We start from the raw sequence: 18971 nt of genomic DNA on the forward strand, positions 1-18971 counted from the left end.
CCGATCAAGACCAACTGACGTCAGCACGGCGTACAGGAACTGTCCTCAGGAGGACTCAGTGGCGAAGGCGAAGTTCGAGCGGACGAAGCCCCACGTCAACATCGGCACCATTGGTCACATCGACCACGGCAAGACCACGCTGACCGCGGCCATCACCAAGGTGCTGCACGACGCGTACCCGGACCTGAACCCCTTCACGCCGTTCGACCAGATCGACAAGGCGCCGGAGGAGCGTCAGCGCGGTATCACCATCTCGATCGCGCACGTCGAGTACCAGACCGAGGCGCGTCACTACGCCCACGTCGACTGCCCGGGTCACGCTGACTACATCAAGAACATGATCACCGGTGCCGCCCAGATGGACGGCGCCATCCTGGTGGTCGCCGCCACCGACGGCCCGATGCCGCAGACCAAGGAGCACGTCCTCCTGGCCCGCCAGGTCGGCGTCCCCTACATCGTCGTCGCCCTGAACAAGGCCGACATGGTGGACGACGAGGAGATCCTGGAGCTCGTCGAGCTCGAGGTCCGTGAGCTGCTCTCCGAGTACGAGTTCCCGGGCGACGACCTGCCGGTCGTCCGTGTCTCCGCCCTGAAGGCCCTGGAGGGCGACAAGGAGTGGGGCGAGAAGCTCGTCGGCCTGATGCACGCCGTCGACGAGAACATCCCCACCCCGGCCCGCGCCGTGGACCAGCCGTTCCTGATGCCGATCGAGGACGTCTTCACGATCACCGGTCGTGGCACCGTCGTCACCGGTCGTATCGAGCGTGGCATCCTCAAGGTCAACGAGACTGTCGACATCATCGGCATCAAGGAGACCAAGACCACCACCACGGTCACCGGCATCGAGATGTTCCGCAAGCTGCTCGACGAGGGCCAGGCCGGTGAGAACGTCGGTCTGCTGCTCCGTGGCATCAAGCGCGAGGACGTCGAGCGCGGCCAGGTCATCATCAAGCCGGGTTCGGTCACGCCGCACACCGACTTCGAGGCCCAGTCGTACATCCTGTCGAAGGACGAGGGTGGCCGCCACACCCCGTTCTTCAACAACTACCGCCCGCAGTTCTACTTCCGTACCACGGACGTGACCGGCGTCGTGACCCTCCCCGAGGGCACCGAGATGGTCATGCCGGGCGACAACACCGCCATGACGGTCGCGCTGATCCAGCCGATCGCCATGGAGGAGGGCCTGAAGTTCGCCATCCGTGAGGGTGGCCGCACCGTCGGCGCCGGCCAGGTCACCAAGATCCTCAAGTAATTGACGATCTGACCTGCCTGCCTCGTACAGGCTGAGTCCGAAGGGCCCCGCGCACCGCTCGGTGTGCGGGGCCCTTCGGCGTTCCTTCATGAGGCACTCACGGGGGCGCGCCTCCTTTCACGGGCCGCTCATCGCCGACTGTTATGGTCGGGCCACCAACAAGCTCCCGCCGTCGCGGAAAGTGGGACCCACCGCATGTCAACCACACCGCTGTTGTCGGTCGTGATGCCGATCTACAACGAGCAGGAGGCGCTTCCGCTGACCGTCGAACGGCTGCGGCCGATCCTCGACGGGCTCGACGTGGCCTACGAGGTGGTCGGCGTCGACGACGGCAGCACCGACGCGACGCCGGTGCTGATGCAGAAGATCCGCCAGGACTGGCCGGAGTTCCGCATCGTCCGCTTCGCCCGCAACTCCGGGCACCAGGCCGCCCTCACCGCCGGCATCCACCGGGCCTTCGGCGACTACGTCGTCTCGATCGACGCCGACCTGCAGGACCCGCCGGAGAAGATCCCCGAGATGCTGGCGCTCGCCCGGGAGCAGGGCCTGGACATCGTCTACGGCGTCCGCGGCGACCGCGGCACCGACACCTCCTTCAAACGGCACAGCGCCGGGGCGTACTACTGGCTGATGCGCAAGCTGGTCGGCAAGCGGATGCCCAACCAGGCCGGCGACTTCCGGCTGCTCAGCCGGGCCGCGGTGGACGCGCTCAAGGCGATGCCCGAGCACCAGCCGGTCTACCGGCTGCTGGTGCCGTGGCTGGGCTTCCCCAGCGGCGAGGTGGTCTACGTCCGCGAGGAGCGGGTCGCCGGCAGCACCCACTACCCGCTGTCCAAGATGGTCCGGCTCGCGCTGGACAGCGTCACCAACTTCTCCGCGGCCCCGCTGCGGTTGGCCACCTGGCTGGGGCTGTTCAGCTTCCTGGTCTGCATCGCGCTGGCGCTCTACACCACGATCGCGTACGCCGTCGGCTCCACCGTGCCGGGCTGGTCCTCGCTGTTCATAGGCATGCTGTTCCTCGGCGCCGTCCAGCTGGTCTGCGTCGGACTGCTCGGCGAGTACGTCGGCCGGATCTACTCGGCGGTCCAGGCGCGGCCGGCCTACTTCGTCGGCTACGACTCGGCCGAGGAGCAGGACCGGTACGGGACGGGCAAGTGAACGAGATCCTCTCCGCCGACCGCGACGAGCACGGTGAGCACGGCGGGAACGACGAGCGCGGCGGGCAGGCCCCCGGCTCGCCCGGGATGCGCCGGCAGCTGCCGTCCTTCCTGGTCATCGGCGTGCTGAGCACGCTCTTCTACCTGGCGCTGTTCGTCCTGCTGCGGCTGGTCGCCTCCTCCCAGGTGGCCAACCTGGTGGCGCTGGCCGTCAGTGCGGTGGCCAACACCGCGGCCAACCGCCGCTTCACCTTCGGCATCACCGGCTCGGACGGCGCGGTGCGCCACCAGCTCCAGGGTGCGGTCGCCTTCGTGATCGGGCTCGGCCTCAGCAGCGGCGCCCTGGCGCTGCTCGACGCGGCGGTGCCGGACGCCTCCCGGGTGGTCGAGGTGACCGGCCTCGTCGTGGCGAACGGCCTCGCCACCGTGGCCCGGTTCGTGCTCCTCAAGGTCTGGGTCTTCCGGAAGCGCTGACGACGGCCGGCCGGACGGCGGCAGTGACGACGAAGGGGACGCGTGCCGCGGCACGCGTCCCCTTCGTGGTTCCGGCCTCTGCCGTCACCGTCGCCGTCACTGCTGCTTCAGCGACTCCGTGTAGGCCTTGCAGGCCTCGTAGTCCGGCAGCAGGCCACTGGCGATCGCCTCCGCGAGCGAGGGCGCGGCCGCGTCGCGGGCCGACAGCTGCGGGGCCTCGGCCGGCCACTCGATGCCGAGGTCCGGGTCCAGCGGGTGCACGCCGTGCTCGCCGGTCGGGTTGTACGTCGCCGAGCAGAGGTAGGTCAGCGTCGCGTCGTCGGTGAGCGCGCAGAAGCCGTGGCCCAGGCCCTCGGGGATGTAGACGGCCTTGCGCTCGGTGTCGTCCAGGCGCACGCCCTCCCACTTGCCGAAGGTCGGCGAGCCGACCCGCAGGTCGACGATGACGTCCAGCACCGCGCCGCGGGTGCAGGCGACGTACTTGGCCTGGCCGGGCGGCACGTCCGCGAAGTGGATGCCGCGCACGACGTCCTTGGCGGAGAGCGACAGGTTGGCCTGAGCCAGCGTCAGCGGGTGACCGACGACCTCGGCGAGCCGGTCGAAGCGGTACCACTCGGTGAAGTGGCCCCGCGGGTCGCCGTGCACCTGAGGGGTGATCTCGAAGGCGCCCTCGATGGAGAGTTCACGGAACTTCACCGGCCGGCCGCCTCGTCGAGCAGGGTCACCAGGTACTGGCCGTAACCGCTCTTCAGCAGCGGCTCGGCGAGCTCGCGCAGCTGCGCGTCGTCGATCAGGCCGGCCCGCCAGACCGCCTCCTCGATGCAGCCGATCTTGAAGCCCTGGCGCTCCTCGATGACCCGGACGAACTCCGAGGCCTGGACCATCGAGACGAAGGTGCCGGTGTCCAGCCAGGCGGTGCCGCGGTCGAGGATCGTGACGTGCAGGTCGCCGGTGCGCAGGTACGCGTCGTTGACGGCGGTGATCTCCAGCTCGCCGCGGGCGCTCGGCTTCAGGTTGCGGGCGATCTCGACGACCCGGTTGTCGTAGAAGTACAGGCCGGGGACGGCGTAGCGGGACTTGGGCTCGGCCGGCTTCTCCTCGATCGAGATGACCTGGCCGCTCTCGTCGAACTCGACCACGCCGTACGCGGTCGGGTCGGCGACCGGGTAGGCGAAGACCCGGCCGCCCTTGATGTCGGAGTGCTCGGTCAGGGCGGTGCCCAGGCCGCTGCCGTGGAAGATGTTGTCGCCGAGGATGAGGGCCACCGGCTCGTCGCCGATGAAGTCCGCGCCGAGCACGAAGGCCTGGGCGATGCCCTCGGGCTTCTCCTGGACGGCGTACTGGAGCTTCAGGCCGAGCTGGGAACCGTCACCCAGCAGCCGTTCGAACTGGTCCCGGTCGTTCGGGGTGGTGATGATCAGGATTTCGCTTATCCCGGCCATCACCAGGGTCGAGAGGGGGTAGTAGATCATCGGCTTGTCGAAGACCGGGAGGAGCTGCTTCGACACCGCTCGGGTCAAGGGCCACAGCCGTGAGCCGGTGCCGCCGGCCAGGAGGATTCCACGCATGGGTGCACCCTATTCGAGAACTCGGGGGGTGGTGGGGGCCGGTGGGGGCGGGACAGGAGGCCGCTCGGGCGGCGGTAGACTACGCGCATTATGCGCATCCTCGTGACCGGCGGCGCCGGATTCATTGGTTCGGAGTTCGTCCGTCAGCTCCTCGGAGCGGACGAGAGCGCCCGGATCACCGTCTTTGACAAGCTCACCTACTCGGGCGTCCTGGAGAACCTGGCCCCGGTGGCGAACCACCAGGGCTACACCTTCGTCCAGGGCGACATCTGCGACGTCGACGCGGTCGACCAGGTCATGCCCGGCCACGACGTCGTCGTGCACTTCGCCGCCGAGTCCCACGTGGACCGGTCGATCGCCGGTGCGGGCCCGTTCGTGCTGACCAACGTCGTGGGCACCCAGGTCCTCCTGGACGCCGCCCGCAAGCACGGTGTCGGCCGCTTCGTGCACATCTCCACCGACGAGGTGTACGGCTCGATCAGCGAGGGCTCCTGGACCGAGACCTGGCCGCTGGAGCCGAACTCCCCCTACTCCGCCTCCAAGGCCTCCTCCGACCTGCTGGCGCTGGCCTACCACCGCACGCACGGCATGGACGTCGTGGTGACCCGCTGCTCCAACAACTACGGGCACTACCAGTTCCCGGAGAAGGTCATCCCGCTCTTCACCACCAACCTGATCGACGGCAAGAAGGTTCCGCTGTACGGCGACGGCGGCAACGTCCGCGACTGGCTGCACGTCTCGGACCACTGCCGGGGCATCGAGCTGGTCATGCGCGGCGGCCGCGCGGGTGAGGTCTACAACATCGGCGGCGGCACCGAGGCCACCAACAAGGAGCTGACCGGCCTGCTGCTGGAGGCCGCCGGCGCGGGCTGGGACATGGTCGAGCACGTCGAGGACCGCAAGGGCCACGACCTGCGCTACTCGATCGACATCAGCAAGATCCGCGAGGAGCTCGGCTACGAGCCGCAGGTCCGCTTCGAGGACGGCCTCGCCGCGACCATCGCCTGGTACCGCGAGAACCGCGCCTGGTGGGAGCCGCTGAAGCAGAAGGCGGCCCTGGCCAAGTGACCGCGAACGCCGCCGGCCGGGTGCGCTGGCTGGTCACCGGCGCGGCCGGGATGCTCGGGCGGGACGTGCTGGCGGTGCTCGCCGCCGACCCGACCGCCGAGGTCACCGCGCTGCGCCGGGCCGACCTGGACATCACCGACGCGGCGGCCGTGCAGGCCGCCGTCGAGGGCCACGACCTCGTGGTCAACTGCGCCGCGTGGACGAACGTCGACGCCGCGGAGACCGAGGAGGACGCCGCCACCGCCGTCAACGGCACCGGCGTGCGCCTCCTGGCCGCGGCCTGCGCCAAGGCCGGCGTCCGGCTGCTGCACGTCTCCACCGACTACGTCCTCCCGGGCGACGCCACCGAGCCCTGCCCGGAGGACGCCCCGACCGCGCCGGTCAACGCGTACGGCCGCAGCAAGCTGGTGGGGGAGCGGGCCGTCGCCGAGCTCCTCCCCGAGCACGGCTACGTGGTGCGCACCGCCTGGCTGTACGGCGAGCACGGCCCGAACTTCGTGGCCACCATGCTCAAGCTGGCCACCCAGCGGGACACCCTGGACGTCGTCGACGACCAGCACGGTCAGCCGACCTGGTCGTACGCGCTGGCCGGCCGGCTGGTCGAGCTCGGCCGCGCCGCGCTCGCCGGCGAGGCTCCGGCCGGGGTCTACCACGGCACCGCGAGCGGCCGGACCACCTGGTGCGGGCTGGCCCGCGAGACCTACGCGCTGAGCGGGCTCGACCCGGAGCGGATCCGCCCCACCACCTCGGAGGCGTTCGTCCGCCCGGCCGTCCGCCCCGCCTTCAGCGTGCTGGCCCACGACCGCTGGGCCGCCGCCGGGCTGGCCCCGCTGCCCGAGTGGCGGGCCATGCTGGCCGAGGCCCTGGCCCGGCCCGTCTTCGCCGAACTGGCCGCCACGGCCCGGACCACCGAGAGCGACAGACCTCAGTGAAGAAAGCGTTGACGAAGGTCGCTGCCGCGCTGCCGCCGGGAACCCTGGCGGTGGCCGGCGGCACCGTCGTATTGGGCGCCGCCTCCTACATCCACCTCGGAGTGGCCGGCCACAGCCTGTCGGTCGACGACATGGCGAACGTCTCCCTGCTGTGGACGATCGTGATGTCCGTCGGCATCGGCGTCTTCTTCCCGATCGAGCAGGAACTCACCCGGATCGTCTCCGCACGAGCCGCGCTCGGTCACGGCGCCGCACCGGTGCTGCGCCGGGCCACCCTGCTCACCGGCGGGATCCTCGGCGCGACCCTGCTCGTCCTCGGCGCCGCCTCCGGCCCGATCGCCCGGGCGATGTTCCACGGCGACCGCTCGCTGGTGCTGGCGCTCGGCGGAGCCTTCACCGGCATGGCGGTCTGCTACCTCACCCGCGGCGTGCTGGCCGGCCTCGGCCGCTTCGGCGCGTACGGCACCCAGCTGGGGCTGGACGGCGGCCTGCGGATCGGCCTGGCCTTCGGCTGCGGCGCGGCCGGGGTGCACTCGGCGCTCGCGTTCAGCCTGATCCTGGCCGTCGCGCCGATCCTGGCCACCATCGCCACGCTGCCGCCGCTGCTGCGGGCGGTCAAGCCCGGCGAGCAGGTCGGCTGGTCGGAGCTCTGCTCCGGCCTGGGGCTGCTGATCTGCTCGACCCTGCTCTCGCAGGTCGTGGTCAACGCCGCCGTGGTGAGCACCAAGCTGCTCGCGCCCACCGAGTCCGCGCTGATCGCCGCCCTGCTCAACGCGCTGGTGCTGGCCCGTGTGCCGCTGTTCGTCTTCGGATCGTTGCAGGCCTCGCTGCTCAACGGCCTCTCCGCGGCCATCGCGGTGGGGGACCGGGCCGCGTTCACCGGTATGCTCCGCCGGATCGGTGCGGTGGTCGGCCTGCTGGGGCTGCTCGGCGGCATCCCCGCGGTCGCCCTCGGCCCCTGGCTGATCCAGGTGCTGTTCGGGGCGAAGCCGGTCCTCGGCTGCCTCGACTTCTTCTGGTTGTCCGCCGGAACCGTGGCGTACATGTTCGCGATGGTGCTCGGCCAGGCGCTGATGGTATTCAAACGGCACAACCTCCAGCTGCTCTGCTGGGCGGTCGGCACCGCGGTCCTCGCGGGGGTGACCTTCCTGCCGGGGGAGGTGTCGACCCGCGTGATCCTGGCCTACGCGGCCGGTTCCGTGGCCACCGTCGTCGGTATGCTGGCGGTCCTGAGGCAGAGTTTCGCCCGTTCGGCGACGACTTCCGCAGGCCTCGTCCAGCAGTCGGGCGACCAGGACGCCGCGGTGTTGAGCAGCCGGACGGCCGGTGAATGACCGTGTCCGCCCACCATCTTCAGATCGCCGCGCAGCAGCGCGGGCCAGACCCCATTCATGGAGCCTCCGTGTCCCAGTACGACGATGTTTGGCTGGTGATCCCGGCCTACAACGAGGGCCAGGTGATCGCCGACGTTGTGGAGGGGGCGCGAAAGACGTTCCCGAACATCGTGGTGGTCGATGACGGCAGCGGTGACGACTCGGCCAAGCACATCATGGGCACGGGTGCCCACCTGGTGCGCCACCCGGTCAACCTCGGACAGGGTGCGGCGCTGCAGACCGGCCTCGCGTACGCCCTGGCCCAGCCCGGTGCCAAGTACTTCGCCACCTTCGACGCGGACGGTCAGCACCAGACCGCCGACGTCGAGAAGATGGTCGCGCTGCTGCGCGAGGGCGAGACCGACGTGGTCCTCGGCTCGCGCTTCATCGAGCAGAACGGCCAGGTGCCGTGGATCAAGCGGGTCGTCCTGCGGACCGCGGCGACCGTCAGCCCGACGGCGCGCAAGCTCAAGCTGACCGACGCCCACAACGGGCTGCGGGTGCTCAACCGCGAGGCCGCCGGCCGACTGCGGATCACCATGAACGGCATGGCGCACGCCTCGGAGATCGTCAGCTTCCTGGCCGGCTCCGACCTGCGGGTCGCCGAGCTCCCGGTGGACATCCTGTACACCGACTACTCACGCGCCAAGGGTCAGTCCCTGATCAACGGCGTCAACATCATCTTCGACATCTCGCTGCGGGAGCGTAGCCGCCGATGAAATTCTTCTGGATCCAGCTGGTTCTCATTCTCGGCTCGGTCACTCTCGCCTTCATGTTCATCCGGCGTTGGGACCGTGCCAACACCCGCGCCTGGAAGCGCATCGCGTTCTCGGTCTTCGTGGTCGTGAACATCTACGCGGTGCTGCGCCCCACCGACGTGACCTGGCTCGCCCACCAGCTGGGCGTCGGCCGTGGCACCGACCTGGTTCTGTACGTGATGGTGCTGGCGATGGGCTTCCTGACCCTCAACACCTTCCTGCGCTTCCGCTCGCTGGAGAAGAAGCTCACCGACCTGGCGCGCACCGTGGCGATCAACGAGGGCGCCCGGCTGAACGAGGAGCGCTTCGACCTGGACCTGCCGGTCTCGGCCCCGGTCGACCGCAGCAAGGCCTGATCCCGTGGCGACCTTCGAGTTCATGCTGCCGTACTACGGCGACGTGGCACTGATGCAGGCCGCGGTCCGCAGCATCCTCGCGCAGACCGACCGGGACTTCCGGCTGACCGTCCTCGACGACGGCAAGGAGCCGGACGTCCCGGGCTGGTTCGCCGAGCTCGGCGACGACCGGGTGCACTACCAGCGCAACGCGCAGAACCTCGGCATCACCAAGAACTTCCAGAAGTGCGTGGAGCTGTCCCGGGCCGACCACGTGGTCATCATGGGCTGCGACGACCTGCTGCACCCGCACTACCTGGAGACCGTCCGGGCCGTCCTGCGCGACAACCCGGACGTGGGCATGGTGCAGCCGGGCGTCGAGGTGATCGACGGCAACGGTGCGCCCGTCTCGGGCCTGGCCGACAACGTGAAGGAGCGGATCTACGCTCCGACCGTCAAGGGCCGGCGCCTGATGGGCGGCGAGGAGCTCGCGGCGAGCGTGCTGCGCGGCAACTGGCTCTACTTCCCGTCGATCTGCTGGCGGGGCGAGGCACTGCGCGCGGTGAACTTCCGCGACGACTACTCGGTGATCCAGGACCTGGCCCTGGTCGTCGACCTGCTGGAGCGCGGCGAGCAGATGATCGTGGACAACACCACGGTCGTCTTCCAGTACCGCCGGCACGCGGTGAGCGAGTCCTCGGTGCAGGCCTTCTCCGGTACCCGGTTCACCGAGGCGGAGCGGTACTTCAACGCGGTGGCGGAGCGGATGGACGCCCGCGGCTGGCCCAAGGCCGCCCGTGCGGCCCGGGTCCGCAGCGCCTCCCGGCTGCACGCGCTGACCATGCTGCCGGGCGCGCTGCGCCGCGGTCAGCGGGACGGCGCCAAGGCCCTGTTCCGGCACGCGCTGACCTCCGGGCAGCGGCACGAGGGCTGAGCCGTACGACCGGCTCCGGGCGCGGCACCGCAGGGTGAACCGCCGTTCCGGGGCCGGTCGTTGTCGTCTGTGACGGGCAGGATGTGCTGGCCCCGGTCGAACGGCCCGTGGCAGACTGCCGATGCGATCCGAAGAGCGGTGGGGGCGGGCCGGAGCTCGCGACGCCGCGTCAAGACGGCCATGACGAGATCGTCCACTCACTCAAGTAGGGAAGTGTCCCGGTGCAGCCGCTGATCGACTCTGCCCAAGCGCCCGACGGGCGGAGTCCGGGGGAGGACGGCGGGACCGCGGCCGCCGACCCGACCCGGCCGCCGGCCGCTCTGGTCCGGCTGCGGGCGCTCGCCGCCCACCGGTGGTTCTGGCCGACGGCACTGCTGCTGGGCTACCTCGGGCAGACGGCGTTCCGGCTGGCGCTGTCGATCCACAACTACTTCCCGTCGGTGCACGCGGACGAGGACTCGTACCTCGTGATAGCGAGGGTGCTGGCCGGCCGGCCGACCACCGAGATGCCCGTCGGCGTGGTCATCCCCGGCGGGTACCCGCTGCTGATCTCGCCGGCGCTGCGGATCGCCGACAACCCGGCGACCGCGTACCACCTGATCATGGGCATCAACGCGGTGCTCAACGCGCTGGTCTTCCCGCTGGCCTTCGTGGCCGCGCGCCGGCTGGGCCTGTCCCGCACGCACGCGTACCTGTCGGCGACCGCCGTGGCGCTGGTGCCGCCGGTGATCTTCTACTCCCAGTTCGTCATGTCGGACACCGTCCTCCCGGTGCTCCTGCTGGCCTGGCTGGTCACGATGCACGGCTGGCTCTCGCCCGGATCGCCGCGCCGCCGCTCGCTGCACGCGGTGGCGATGGGCCTGGCGGCCGGCTACACCATGGCCACCCACGACCGCGGCGGCGTGGTGGTGGCGCTGACCGCGCTGGCCCTGCTGGTGGTGCTGGCCGTCGGCTGGGCGCCGCGGCTCTCCGCGCTGGCCGGGCTCGCCGGGCTCGGGGCGTCCGTCCTGGGGGCCAAGCTGCTGGCCGGCTTCGTCGAGAACCAGTTCAAGGACGTGCCGCCGAGCACGGTCGGCAACAAGGTCTTCGAGAACCTGGAGGACAGCAGGTTCATCGGCACGATCATCGCCCGCACCTTCGGGCAGCTCTGGTACTTCATGACCTCCACGTACGGCTTCGGGGCGATCGCCTTCGTGCTGTGCGTGGTGGCCGTGTTCCGCCGCCGGTTCACGGTGGCCGACCGCGTGGTGGCCTTCTGCATGCTCGCCATGCTGTTCGGCACCGCGCTGGCCTCCGCGGCGGGCCTGGCGGACACCGACCGCGTCGACAACTGGGTGTACGCCCGGTACTGCGCGGTGCTGGTGCCGCTGTTCCTGGTCGTCGGTCTGGCCGCGCTGTTCCGGGCCCGGACACGGTCGCTGCTCTGGTCGGCGCTGGTCGGCGCGGCGGTGATCGCGATCATCCAGGTGTCCGTCACCGGGTACGCCGGCAAGGCGCTGAAGGACTGGGCGCTGCCGTGGACCGTGCCGGACGCGATGTTCCTGGCGTCGAGCTGGGACAACCTGCACATGGGCCGGACAACCCTCGGCGCGCTGGCGGTGCTGGCCGCCTGCCTGCTGCTGCGGGTGGCCGGCGGGCGCCGGGTGGTGGCCGCCGTGGTCGGCTGCGTGACGCTCTTCGCCGCCTATGCGACCGTCGCGATCACCGACAACGTCGCCGAGCCGCACGCCAAGTTCCGCAAGTACCCGGCCGTCGGCCTGGCCAAGGAGGCCGGGCTGCGCAAGGGCGACAACGTGATCCTGGACTGGGACCTCGACTGGGGCACCCGGATGGCGCTGGCCTACGAGGTCTACTGGGGCCGGGTCTGGACCGACAACGTCAAGAACGGCAACAACCCGCCGGAGCAGGCCACCGCGATGCTGCTGGCGGTCGGCCAGGACGTCGCGCCGGAGGCCAGCTGGTCCACGCCGCGCCCGGGCTGGCACGTCGCGAAGTACAGCAAGGAACACGGCTGGGTCCTCTGGCGCAAGGACTGACCTGCGTGATCACCCCATCGGGGCCGGTGAGGAGCACCTCATCGGCCCCGATTGGCATCCGGGCTGCTCCATGTGGCAGTATGTCCAAGTTGCTCGGTTGAGTGCCGATGCTGCGCGCCTCCCGCCGGGAGGACCGGAAGCGAGTCCCATGTACTCGTCGTTCCCGTGATGGCCGTCAAGCGTGAGTTCTACGCCACGGCAGCTGCGGGGCGAAAGTACGGGAATCTTCCGGGAAGCGTATGCGGGGCCTCGGCCCGGCTCCCCCCATTCCGAAGTTCGAAACCGACGAGTTATTTCGCCGGTTTTTTGCAAGCGCGAGGGCGACACGCCCGAGCGCGGGGGTCGGAGGGGGGTCGTGAAGTGACTAAGGACAAAGGACTACTGAGTAGCCATGGCGGGACAGAAGATCCGCATCCGGCTCAAGGCCTACGACCACGAGGTCATCGACTCCTCGGCGAAGAAGATCGTCGAGACGGTGATCCGTACTGGTGCGCAGGTCGCAGGCCCGGTGCCGCTGCCCACTGAGAAGAACGTGTACTGCGTCATCCGCTCGCCGCACAAGTACAAGGACTCGCGCGAGCACTTCGAGATGCGTACTCACAAGCGTCTGATCGACATCCTCGACCCCACGCCGAAGACGGTTGACTCGCTCATGCGTCTCGACCTGCCGGCTGGCGTCGACATCGAGATCAAGCTCTGAGAGGCGCACCGAAGATGGCTAAGCAGATTAAGGGCATCCTGGGCGAGAAGCTCGGCATGACCCAGGTCTGGGACGAGAACAACCGGGTCGTTCCGGTGACCGTCGTCAAGGCTGGGCCCAATGTCGTGACCCAGGTCCACACCGCCGACAGCCCGGCCGGCTACGACGCCGTCCAGATCGGCTTCGGCGAGATCGACCCCCGCAAGGTGAACAAGCCCCTCGCGGGCCACTTCGCCAAGGCCGGTGTCACCCCGCGCCGCCACCTGGTCGAGCTCCGTACCTCGGACGCCTCCGAGTACACCCTGGGCCAGGAGATCACCGCCGAGCTGTTCGAGGCGGGTGTCAAGGTCGACGTGACCGGCACCTCCAAGGGCAAGGGCTTCGCCGGTGTCATGAAGCGTCACAACTTCAAGGGCCTCGGCGCCGGTCACGGCACCCAGCGCAAGCACCGCTCGCCCGGTTCCATCGGTGGCTGCGCCACCCCGGGCCGTGTGTTCAAGGGCCTGCGCATGGCTGGTCGGATGGGCCACGAGCGTGTGACCACCCAGAACCTGACCGTGCACGCGGTCGACGCGGAGAAGGGTCTGCTGCTCATCAAGGGCGCCGTCCCGGGCCCGAACGGCGGCCTCGTCCTCGTCCGCACCGCGGCGAAGGGGCTGTGAGGAAATGAGCACCATTGACATCCTGTCGCCGGCTGGCGACAAGACCGGCAGCATCGAGCTGCCGGCCGAGATCTTCGACGCGAAGGTCAGCGTTCCGCTGATGCACCAGGTCGTCGTGGCGCAGCTCGCTGCGGCCCGTCAGGGCACCCACAAGACCAAGACTCGTGGCGAGGTCCGCGGTGGCGGCAAGAAGCCGTACCGCCAGAAGGGCACCGGCCGCGCCCGTCAGGGCTCGACCCGTGCGCCGCAGTTCGCCGGCGGTGGCGTCGTGCACGGTCCCGTGCCGCGCGACTACTCGCAGCGGACCCCGAAGAAGATGATCGCCGCCGCCCTGCGCGGTGCGCTCACCGACCGGGCCCGCCACAACCGCATCCACGTCGTCACCGGCGTGACCGCGACCGAGGCGCCGTCGACCAAGGCCGCCAAGAGCCTGTTCGGCAAGATCACCGAGCGCAAGAACGTCCTCCTGGTCGTCGAGCGCGAGGACGAGCTGGGCCTGAAGTCCGCTCGCAACCTGCCGCACGTGCACATCCTGGACGCCGGTCAGCTGAACACCTACGACGTGCTCGTCTCCGACGATGTGGTCTTCACCCAGGCCGCCTTCGAGCGTTTCGTGGCCGGTCCGGCCGCGTCCGCCAAGGCCGTTGCCGCTGAGGGCGAGCTCGAAGGGAGCGCCGCCTGATGAGCGACGTTACGAGCAAGACGTTCACGGACCCCCGTGACGTCCTGGTGAAGCCGGTCATCTCGGAGAAGAGCTACTCGCTCCTCGACGAGAACAAGTACACGTTCATCGTGTCGCCGGGCGCCAACAAGACCCAGATCAAGCAGGCCGTCGAGGCGGTCTTCTCGGTCAAGGTCGAGGCTGTCAACACGATCAACCGTCAGGGCAAGCGCAAGCGCTCCAAGACGGGCTTTGGCAAGCGCAAGGACACCAAGCGCGCCATCGTGACGCTGGCCGAGGGCAACCGCATCGACATCTTCGGTGGTCCGGTCTCCTGAACAAGGAGATCGTGATCGTCGATTAGGACGAGGACGAGAGAGCCAAATGGGCATCCGCAAGTACAAGCCGACTACGCCGGGCCGTCGTGGCTCCAGCGTGGCCGACTTCGTAGAAATCACGCGGTCCACCCCGGAGAAGTCGCTGGTTCGCCCGCTGCACAGCAAGGGCGGCCGCAACAACGCCGGTCGTGTCACCGCTCGCCACCAGGGTGGCGGTCACAAGCGCGCCTACCGCGTGATCGACTTCCGTCGTCACGACAAGGACGGCGTGCCGGCCAAGGTCGCGCACATCGAGTACGACCCGAACCGCACCGCGCGCATCGCGCTCCTGCACTACGCGGACGGCGAGAAGCGCTACATCATCGCGCCGCGCGGCATCGCGCAGGGTGACCGGATCGAGAACGGCGCTGGCGCCGACATCAAGCCGGGCAACAACCTGCCGCTGCGCAACATCCCGGTCGGTACCACCATCCACGCGGTGGAGCTGCGTCCCGGCGGCGGTGCCAAGCTGGCCCGCTCGGCCGGTTCCGGCATCCAGCTGCTGGCGCGTGAGGGCAAGATGGCGCACCTGCGCATGCCCTCCGGTGAGATCCGTCTGGTTGACGCGCGCTGCCGTGCCACCGTCGGCGAGGTCGGCAACGCCGAGCAGTCGAACATCAACTGGGGCAAGGCCGGCCGCATGCGCTGGAAGGGCGTCCGCCCGACCGTGCGTGGTGTCGCCATGAACCCGATCGACCACCCGCACGGTGGTGGTGAGGGTAAGACCTCCGGTGGTCGCCACCCGGTCTCGCCGTGGGGTAAGCCCGAGGGCCGTACCCGTCGCCCGAACAAGGCGTCGGACAAGCTCATCGTGCGCCGCCGCAAGACCAACAAGAAGCGCTAGGAGCAGGTCAGATGCCGCGCAGTCTCAAGAAGGGCCCCTTCATCGACGGCCACCTCATCAAGAAGGTGGACGCTCAGAACGAGGCGGGTACCCAGAACGTCATCAAGACCTGGTCCCGTCGTTCCGTGATCTCCCCGAGCATGCTCGGCCACACGATCGCGGTTCACGATGGCCGTAAGCACGTCCCGGTGTTCGTCACCGAGTCGATGGTCGGCCACAAGCTCGGCGAGTTCGCTCCGACCCGCACCTTCCGTGGCCACGTGAAGGAAGACCGGAAGTCGAAGCGTCGCTAGAGAGCCCATCAGTGGCCTCTGGCCACGGGCTGAGCTTGCGCGCCAATAAGACTCAATGACTTACTCCATTAAGGGGACAACCATGGAAGCCAGGGCACAGGCGCGGTACATCCGCGTGACGCCCATGAAGGCCCGCCGCGTGGTGGACCTCATCCGTGGCATGAATGCCACGGAGGCCCAGGCCGTCCTGCGTTTCGCTCCGCAGGCCGCCACCGTGCCGGTCGGCAAGGTGCTCGACAGCGCCATCGCCAACGCCGCGCACAACTACAACCACTCCAACGTGGACGACCTCTACATCTCCGAGGCGTACGTTGACGAGGGCCCGACCCTGAAGCGGTTCCGTCCGCGCGCCCAGGGCCGCGCCTACCGGATCCGCAAGCGGACCAGCCACATCACCGTGGTCGTCAGCAGCAAGGAAGGGACCCGGTAATGGGCCAGAAGGTTAACCCGCACGGGTTCCGCCTCGGCATCAGCACGGACTTCAAGTCCCGCTGGTACGCCGACAAGCTGTACAAGGACTACGTCAAGGAAGACGTTGCCATTCGTCGCATGATGACGAAGGGCATGGAGCGCGCCGGCATCTCCAAGGTCGAGATCGAGCGCACCCGCGACCGCGTCCGCGTCGACATCCACACCGCTCGCCCCGGCATCGTCATCGGTCGCCGTGGCACCGAGGCCGACCGCATCCGCGGCGACCTGGAGAAGCTGACCGGCAAGCAGGTCCAGCTGAACATCCTTGAGGTCAAGAACCCCGAGCTGGACGCCCAGCTCGTGGCTCAGGGCGTCGCGGAGCAGCTGTCCTCCCGCGTCTCCTTCCGTCGTGCCATGCGCAAGTCGATGCAGGGCACCATGAAGTCCGGCGCCAAGGGCATCAAGGTCCAGTGCTCCGGTCGTCTCGGCGGCGCCGAGATGAGCCGTTCGGAGTTCTACCGCGAGGGCCGTGTGCCGCTGCACACCCTGCGCGCGAACGTCGACTACGGCTTCTTCGAGGCCAAGACGACCTTCGGCCGCATCGGCGTGAAGGTCTGGATCTACAAGGGCGACGTCAAGAACATCGCCGAGGTCCGCGCTGAGAACGCCGCTGCCCGCTCGGGCAACCGCCCGGCCCGTCCCGAGGGTGGTCGTCCCGCCCGCGGTGGCGAGCGCCGTGGTGGCGAGCGCGGTGGCCGTGGCCGTCGTCCCGCCGCTGCCGAGGCCCCCGCGGCCCCGGCCGTCGAGGCTCCGGCTGCCGAGAACACCGGAACGGAGGCCTGACCCAAATGCTGATCCCCCGTCGGGTCAAGCACCGCAAGCAGCACCACCCGAAGCGCCGTGGCGCTTCCAAGGGTGGCACCGAGCTGGCGTTCGGCCAGTTCGGCATCCAGGCCGTGACCCCGGCCTACGTGACGAACCGTCAGATCGAGTCCGCTCGTATCGCGATCACCCGTCACATCCGCCGTGGCGGCAAGGTCTGGATCAACATCTACCCGGACCGCCCGCTCACCAAGAAGCCGGCCGAGACCCGCATGGGTTCCGGTAAGGGTTCGCCGGAGTGGTGGATCGCGAACGTGCACCCGGGTCGGGTCATGTTCGAGCTGTCGTACCCGAACGAGAAGGTTGCTCGCGAGGCGCTCACCCGCGCCGCGCACAAGCTGCCGATGAAGTGCCGGATCGTCCGGCGCGAGGACGGTGAGAGCTGATGTCGGCCGCTACCAAGGCTGCTGAGCTTCGCCAGCTGGACAACGAGGGTCTCGTTGCGAAGCTTCGCGAGGCCAAGGAGGAGCTGTTCAACCTCCGCTTCCAGGCGGCGACCGGGCAGCTCGACAACCACGGACGGCTCAAGCTCGTCCGCAAGGACATCGCGCGGATCTACACCCTGATGCGCGAGCGCGAGCTGGGCATCGAGACGGTGGAGAACGCCTGATGACTGAGAACACCAACGAGACGCGCGGTTTCCGCAAGACCCGCGAGGGTCTCGTCGTCAGCGACAAGATGGACAAGACCGTCGTCGTCGCCGTCGAGGACCGCGTCAAGCACGCTCTGTACGGCAAGGTCATCCGCCGTACGAACAAGCTGAAGGCGCACGACGAGCAGAACGCTTGCGGCATCGGCGACCGGGTCCTCCTCGCGGAGACCCGCCCGCTGTCCGCGTCCAAGCGCTGGCGCGTCGTCGAGATCCTCGAGAAGGCCAAGTAACGAAGCCGATGAGGTACGGCCGTATGTGCAGCGGGTCCCCCGGGGGCGCCGGTGTGAGCAGCGGCCGGCCCGTCGACTCTCGTTGACGATCAGGAGAAAGCTGTGATCCAGCAGGAGTCGCGACTGCGTGTTGCCGACAACACTGGTGCCAAGGAGATCCTTTGCATCCGTGTTCTCGGTGGCTCCGGTCGCCGCTACGCCGGTATCGGGGACGTCATCGTCGCGACCGTCAAGGACGCGATCCCCGGTGGTTCGGTGAAGAAGGGTGACGTCGTCAAGTGCGTCGTCGTCCGCACCGTCAAGGAGCGTCGTCGTCCGGATGGCTCGTACATCCGTTTCGACGAGAACGCCGCTGTCGTGCTGAAGAACACCGAGGGTGACCCCCGTGGCACCCGCATCTTCGGCCCGGTGGGCCGCGAGCTGCGCGACAAGAAGTTCATGAAGATCATCTCGCTGGCGCCGGAGGTGCTCTAACCCATGGCGAACAGCATGAAGATCAAGAAGGGTGACCTGGTCCAGGTCATCACCGGCAAGGACAAGGGCAAGCAGGGCAAGGTCATCCAGGCCATGCCGGCTGAGAACAAGGTCCTGGTCGAGGGTGTGAACCGGGTCAAGAAGCACACCAAGCCGGGTCCGGGTACCCAGGGTGGCATCGTGACCGTCGAGGCCCCGGTGCACGTCTCCAACGTCCAGCTGGTCGTGGAGAAGGACGGCAAGAAGGTCGTCACCCGCGTTGGCTACCGCTTCGACGACGAGGGCAACAAGATCCGCGTTGCCAAGCGAACCGGTGAGGACATCTGATGTCTGAGACGACTGTTGAGAAGGTGACCCCCCGTCTCAAGGAGCGCTACCGCTCCGAGATCAAGGGTCAGCTGCAGGAGCAGTTCTCGTACGAGAACGTCATGCTGATCCCCGGCCTGGTCAAGGTCGTGGTCAACATGGGTGTCGGCGAGGCTGCCCGTGACAGCAAGCTGATCGAGGGCGCGATCCGCGACCTGACCGCGATCACCGGTCAGAAGCCGGCCGTGACCAAGGCCCGTAAGTCCATCGCGCAGTTCAAGCTGCGCGAGGGCCAGCCGATCGGCACCCACGTCACCCTCCGTGGTGACCGCATGTGGGAGTTCCTGGACCGTCTGGTGTCGCTGGCCCTGCCGCGTATCCGTGACTTCCGTGGTCTCTCCCCGAAGCAGTTCGACGGCCGTGGCAACTACACCTTCGGTCTGACCGAGCAGGTTATGTTCCACGAGATCGACCAGGACAAGGTCGACCGTCAGCGCGGTATGGACATCACCGTCGTGACCACCGCTCAGACCGACGACGAGGGCCGGGCGCTCCTGCGCGCTCTGGGCTTCCCGTTCAAGGAGGCGTGAGC

Annotated in this window: 26 protein-coding genes; 24 read left to right on the forward strand and 2 right to left on the reverse strand. The window is 68.7% G+C overall.

Annotation, left to right across the window (positions count from 1 at the left end; genetic code table 11):
• Positions 1-58: 58 nt before the first annotated feature.
• From tuf to BX285_RS08730, 3 genes are all read left to right on the forward strand, one after another.
• A complete protein-coding gene (gene tuf, locus BX285_RS08720) occupies positions 59-1252 on the forward strand; it encodes an elongation factor Tu (RefSeq protein WP_097237479.1) in 1194 nt (397 codons plus the stop codon).
• Positions 1253-1447: 195 nt separating this feature from the next.
• The gene (locus tag BX285_RS08725; RefSeq protein WP_121174846.1) at positions 1448-2410 is read left to right on the forward strand and encodes a glycosyltransferase family 2 protein; all 963 of its coding nucleotides are present in this window, start codon (positions 1448-1450) and stop codon (positions 2408-2410) included.
• Positions 2407-2883 carry a GtrA family protein gene (locus tag BX285_RS08730; RefSeq protein ID WP_259470466.1) on the forward strand — a complete coding sequence of 159 codons (477 nt, stop codon included), beginning with the start codon at positions 2407-2409 and terminating at the stop codon, positions 2881-2883. The genes BX285_RS08725 and BX285_RS08730 overlap by 4 nt, the downstream gene beginning before the upstream one ends.
• Before the next feature lie 96 nt (positions 2884-2979).
• Here BX285_RS08730 and rfbC read toward each other — a convergent pair whose 3' ends face one another.
• Positions 2980-3579 carry a dTDP-4-dehydrorhamnose 3,5-epimerase gene (rfbC, locus tag BX285_RS08735; protein WP_097237481.1) on the reverse strand — a complete coding sequence of 200 codons (600 nt, stop codon included), beginning with the start codon at positions 3577-3579 and terminating at the stop codon, positions 2980-2982.
• Positions 3576-4451 (reverse strand): glucose-1-phosphate thymidylyltransferase RfbA, encoded by an 876-nt coding sequence (rfbA, locus tag BX285_RS08740; RefSeq protein ID WP_097237482.1) that lies wholly within the window; start codon positions 4449-4451, stop codon positions 3576-3578. Before rfbA ends, rfbC begins: the two co-directional genes overlap by 4 nt.
• A 90-nt stretch (positions 4452-4541) precedes the next feature.
• Between rfbA and rfbB the strand changes: the two genes are divergently transcribed.
• The 21 genes from rfbB to rplE all read left to right on the forward strand — a co-directional run bounded on the left by rfbB (position 4542) and on the right by rplE (position 18969).
• A complete protein-coding gene (rfbB, locus tag BX285_RS08745; protein WP_097237483.1) occupies positions 4542-5519 on the forward strand; it encodes a dTDP-glucose 4,6-dehydratase in 978 nt (325 codons plus the stop codon).
• A complete protein-coding gene (gene rfbD, locus BX285_RS08750; protein WP_259470467.1) occupies positions 5516-6451 on the forward strand; it encodes a dTDP-4-dehydrorhamnose reductase in 936 nt (311 codons plus the stop codon). Before rfbB ends, rfbD begins: the two co-directional genes overlap by 4 nt.
• 8 nt (positions 6452-6459) lie before the next feature.
• On the forward strand, positions 6460-7785 hold the full coding sequence (locus tag BX285_RS08755) for a lipopolysaccharide biosynthesis protein (protein ID WP_179852849.1): 1326 nt from the start codon (positions 6460-6462) through the stop codon (positions 7783-7785).
• Between the two features lie 68 nt (positions 7786-7853).
• Positions 7854-8543, forward strand: a complete 690-nt coding sequence (locus tag BX285_RS08760; RefSeq protein ID WP_218893102.1) for a glycosyltransferase family 2 protein — start codon at positions 7854-7856, stop codon at positions 8541-8543.
• Complete coding sequence (locus tag BX285_RS08765) at positions 8540-8938, forward strand: DUF2304 domain-containing protein (RefSeq protein ID WP_030232447.1); 399 nt, start codon at positions 8540-8542, stop codon at positions 8936-8938. The genes BX285_RS08760 and BX285_RS08765 overlap by 4 nt, the downstream gene beginning before the upstream one ends.
• 4 nt (positions 8939-8942) lie before the next feature.
• Positions 8943-9851, forward strand: a complete 909-nt coding sequence (locus BX285_RS08770) for a glycosyltransferase family 2 protein (protein ID WP_218893103.1) — start codon at positions 8943-8945, stop codon at positions 9849-9851.
• 221 nt (positions 9852-10072) lie between these two features.
• Complete coding sequence (locus tag BX285_RS08775) at positions 10073-11887, forward strand: phospholipid carrier-dependent glycosyltransferase (protein WP_097237485.1); 1815 nt, start codon at positions 10073-10075, stop codon at positions 11885-11887.
• Between the two features lie 391 nt (positions 11888-12278).
• On the forward strand, positions 12279-12587 hold the full coding sequence (rpsJ, locus tag BX285_RS08780; protein ID WP_012785157.1) for a 30S ribosomal protein S10: 309 nt from the start codon (positions 12279-12281) through the stop codon (positions 12585-12587).
• A 14-nt stretch (positions 12588-12601) separates the two neighbouring features.
• The gene (rplC, locus tag BX285_RS08785) at positions 12602-13249 is read left to right on the forward strand and encodes a 50S ribosomal protein L3 (protein ID WP_031063055.1); all 648 of its coding nucleotides are present in this window, start codon (positions 12602-12604) and stop codon (positions 13247-13249) included.
• A 4-nt stretch (positions 13250-13253) separates the two neighbouring features.
• Positions 13254-13931: a 50S ribosomal protein L4 gene (gene rplD / locus BX285_RS08790; RefSeq protein ID WP_097237486.1), complete on the forward strand. Its 678-nt coding sequence runs from the start codon at positions 13254-13256 to the stop codon at positions 13929-13931.
• Positions 13931-14248: a 50S ribosomal protein L23 gene (rplW, locus tag BX285_RS08795; RefSeq protein ID WP_030280768.1), complete on the forward strand. Its 318-nt coding sequence runs from the start codon at positions 13931-13933 to the stop codon at positions 14246-14248. The genes rplD and rplW overlap by 1 nt, the downstream gene beginning before the upstream one ends.
• A gap of 46 nt (positions 14249-14294) precedes the next feature.
• Positions 14295-15131: a 50S ribosomal protein L2 gene (gene rplB / locus BX285_RS08800; protein ID WP_030232466.1), complete on the forward strand. Its 837-nt coding sequence runs from the start codon at positions 14295-14297 to the stop codon at positions 15129-15131.
• Between the two features lie 11 nt (positions 15132-15142).
• The gene (gene rpsS, locus BX285_RS08805; protein ID WP_030280772.1) at positions 15143-15424 is read left to right on the forward strand and encodes a 30S ribosomal protein S19; all 282 of its coding nucleotides are present in this window, start codon (positions 15143-15145) and stop codon (positions 15422-15424) included.
• Between the two features lie 82 nt (positions 15425-15506).
• A complete protein-coding gene (rplV, locus tag BX285_RS08810; RefSeq protein WP_030280773.1) occupies positions 15507-15854 on the forward strand; it encodes a 50S ribosomal protein L22 in 348 nt (115 codons plus the stop codon).
• Complete coding sequence (gene rpsC, locus BX285_RS08815) at positions 15854-16678, forward strand: 30S ribosomal protein S3 (RefSeq protein ID WP_097237487.1); 825 nt, start codon at positions 15854-15856, stop codon at positions 16676-16678. Before rplV ends, rpsC begins: the two co-directional genes overlap by 1 nt.
• A 5-nt stretch (positions 16679-16683) precedes the next feature.
• Entirely contained in the window at positions 16684-17103 is a 420-nt protein-coding gene (gene rplP, locus BX285_RS08820) for a 50S ribosomal protein L16 (RefSeq protein ID WP_030300385.1), read from the forward strand.
• Positions 17103-17327, forward strand: coding sequence for a 50S ribosomal protein L29 (rpmC, locus tag BX285_RS08825; protein WP_030263491.1), 225 nt, complete (start codon positions 17103-17105; stop codon positions 17325-17327). The genes rplP and rpmC overlap by 1 nt, the downstream gene beginning before the upstream one ends.
• Positions 17327-17599 carry a 30S ribosomal protein S17 gene (rpsQ, locus tag BX285_RS08830; protein ID WP_097237488.1) on the forward strand — a complete coding sequence of 91 codons (273 nt, stop codon included), beginning with the start codon at positions 17327-17329 and terminating at the stop codon, positions 17597-17599. The genes rpmC and rpsQ overlap by 1 nt, the downstream gene beginning before the upstream one ends.
• A gap of 102 nt (positions 17600-17701) precedes the next feature.
• Positions 17702-18073: a 50S ribosomal protein L14 gene (gene rplN, locus BX285_RS08835; RefSeq protein WP_030232481.1), complete on the forward strand. Its 372-nt coding sequence runs from the start codon at positions 17702-17704 to the stop codon at positions 18071-18073.
• 15 nt (positions 18074-18088) lie between these two features.
• Positions 18089-18400 (forward strand): 50S ribosomal protein L24, encoded by a 312-nt coding sequence (rplX, locus tag BX285_RS08840; RefSeq protein ID WP_030232484.1) that lies wholly within the window; start codon positions 18089-18091, stop codon positions 18398-18400.
• The gene (gene rplE / locus BX285_RS08845; RefSeq protein ID WP_097237489.1) at positions 18400-18969 is read left to right on the forward strand and encodes a 50S ribosomal protein L5; all 570 of its coding nucleotides are present in this window, start codon (positions 18400-18402) and stop codon (positions 18967-18969) included. The genes rplX and rplE overlap by 1 nt, the downstream gene beginning before the upstream one ends.
• Positions 18970-18971 lie beyond the last annotated feature (2 nt).

It is taken from the genome of Streptomyces sp. 1114.5 (assembly GCF_003635085.1).
Taxonomy (GTDB): Bacteria; Actinomycetota; Actinomycetes; order Streptomycetales; family Streptomycetaceae; genus Kitasatospora.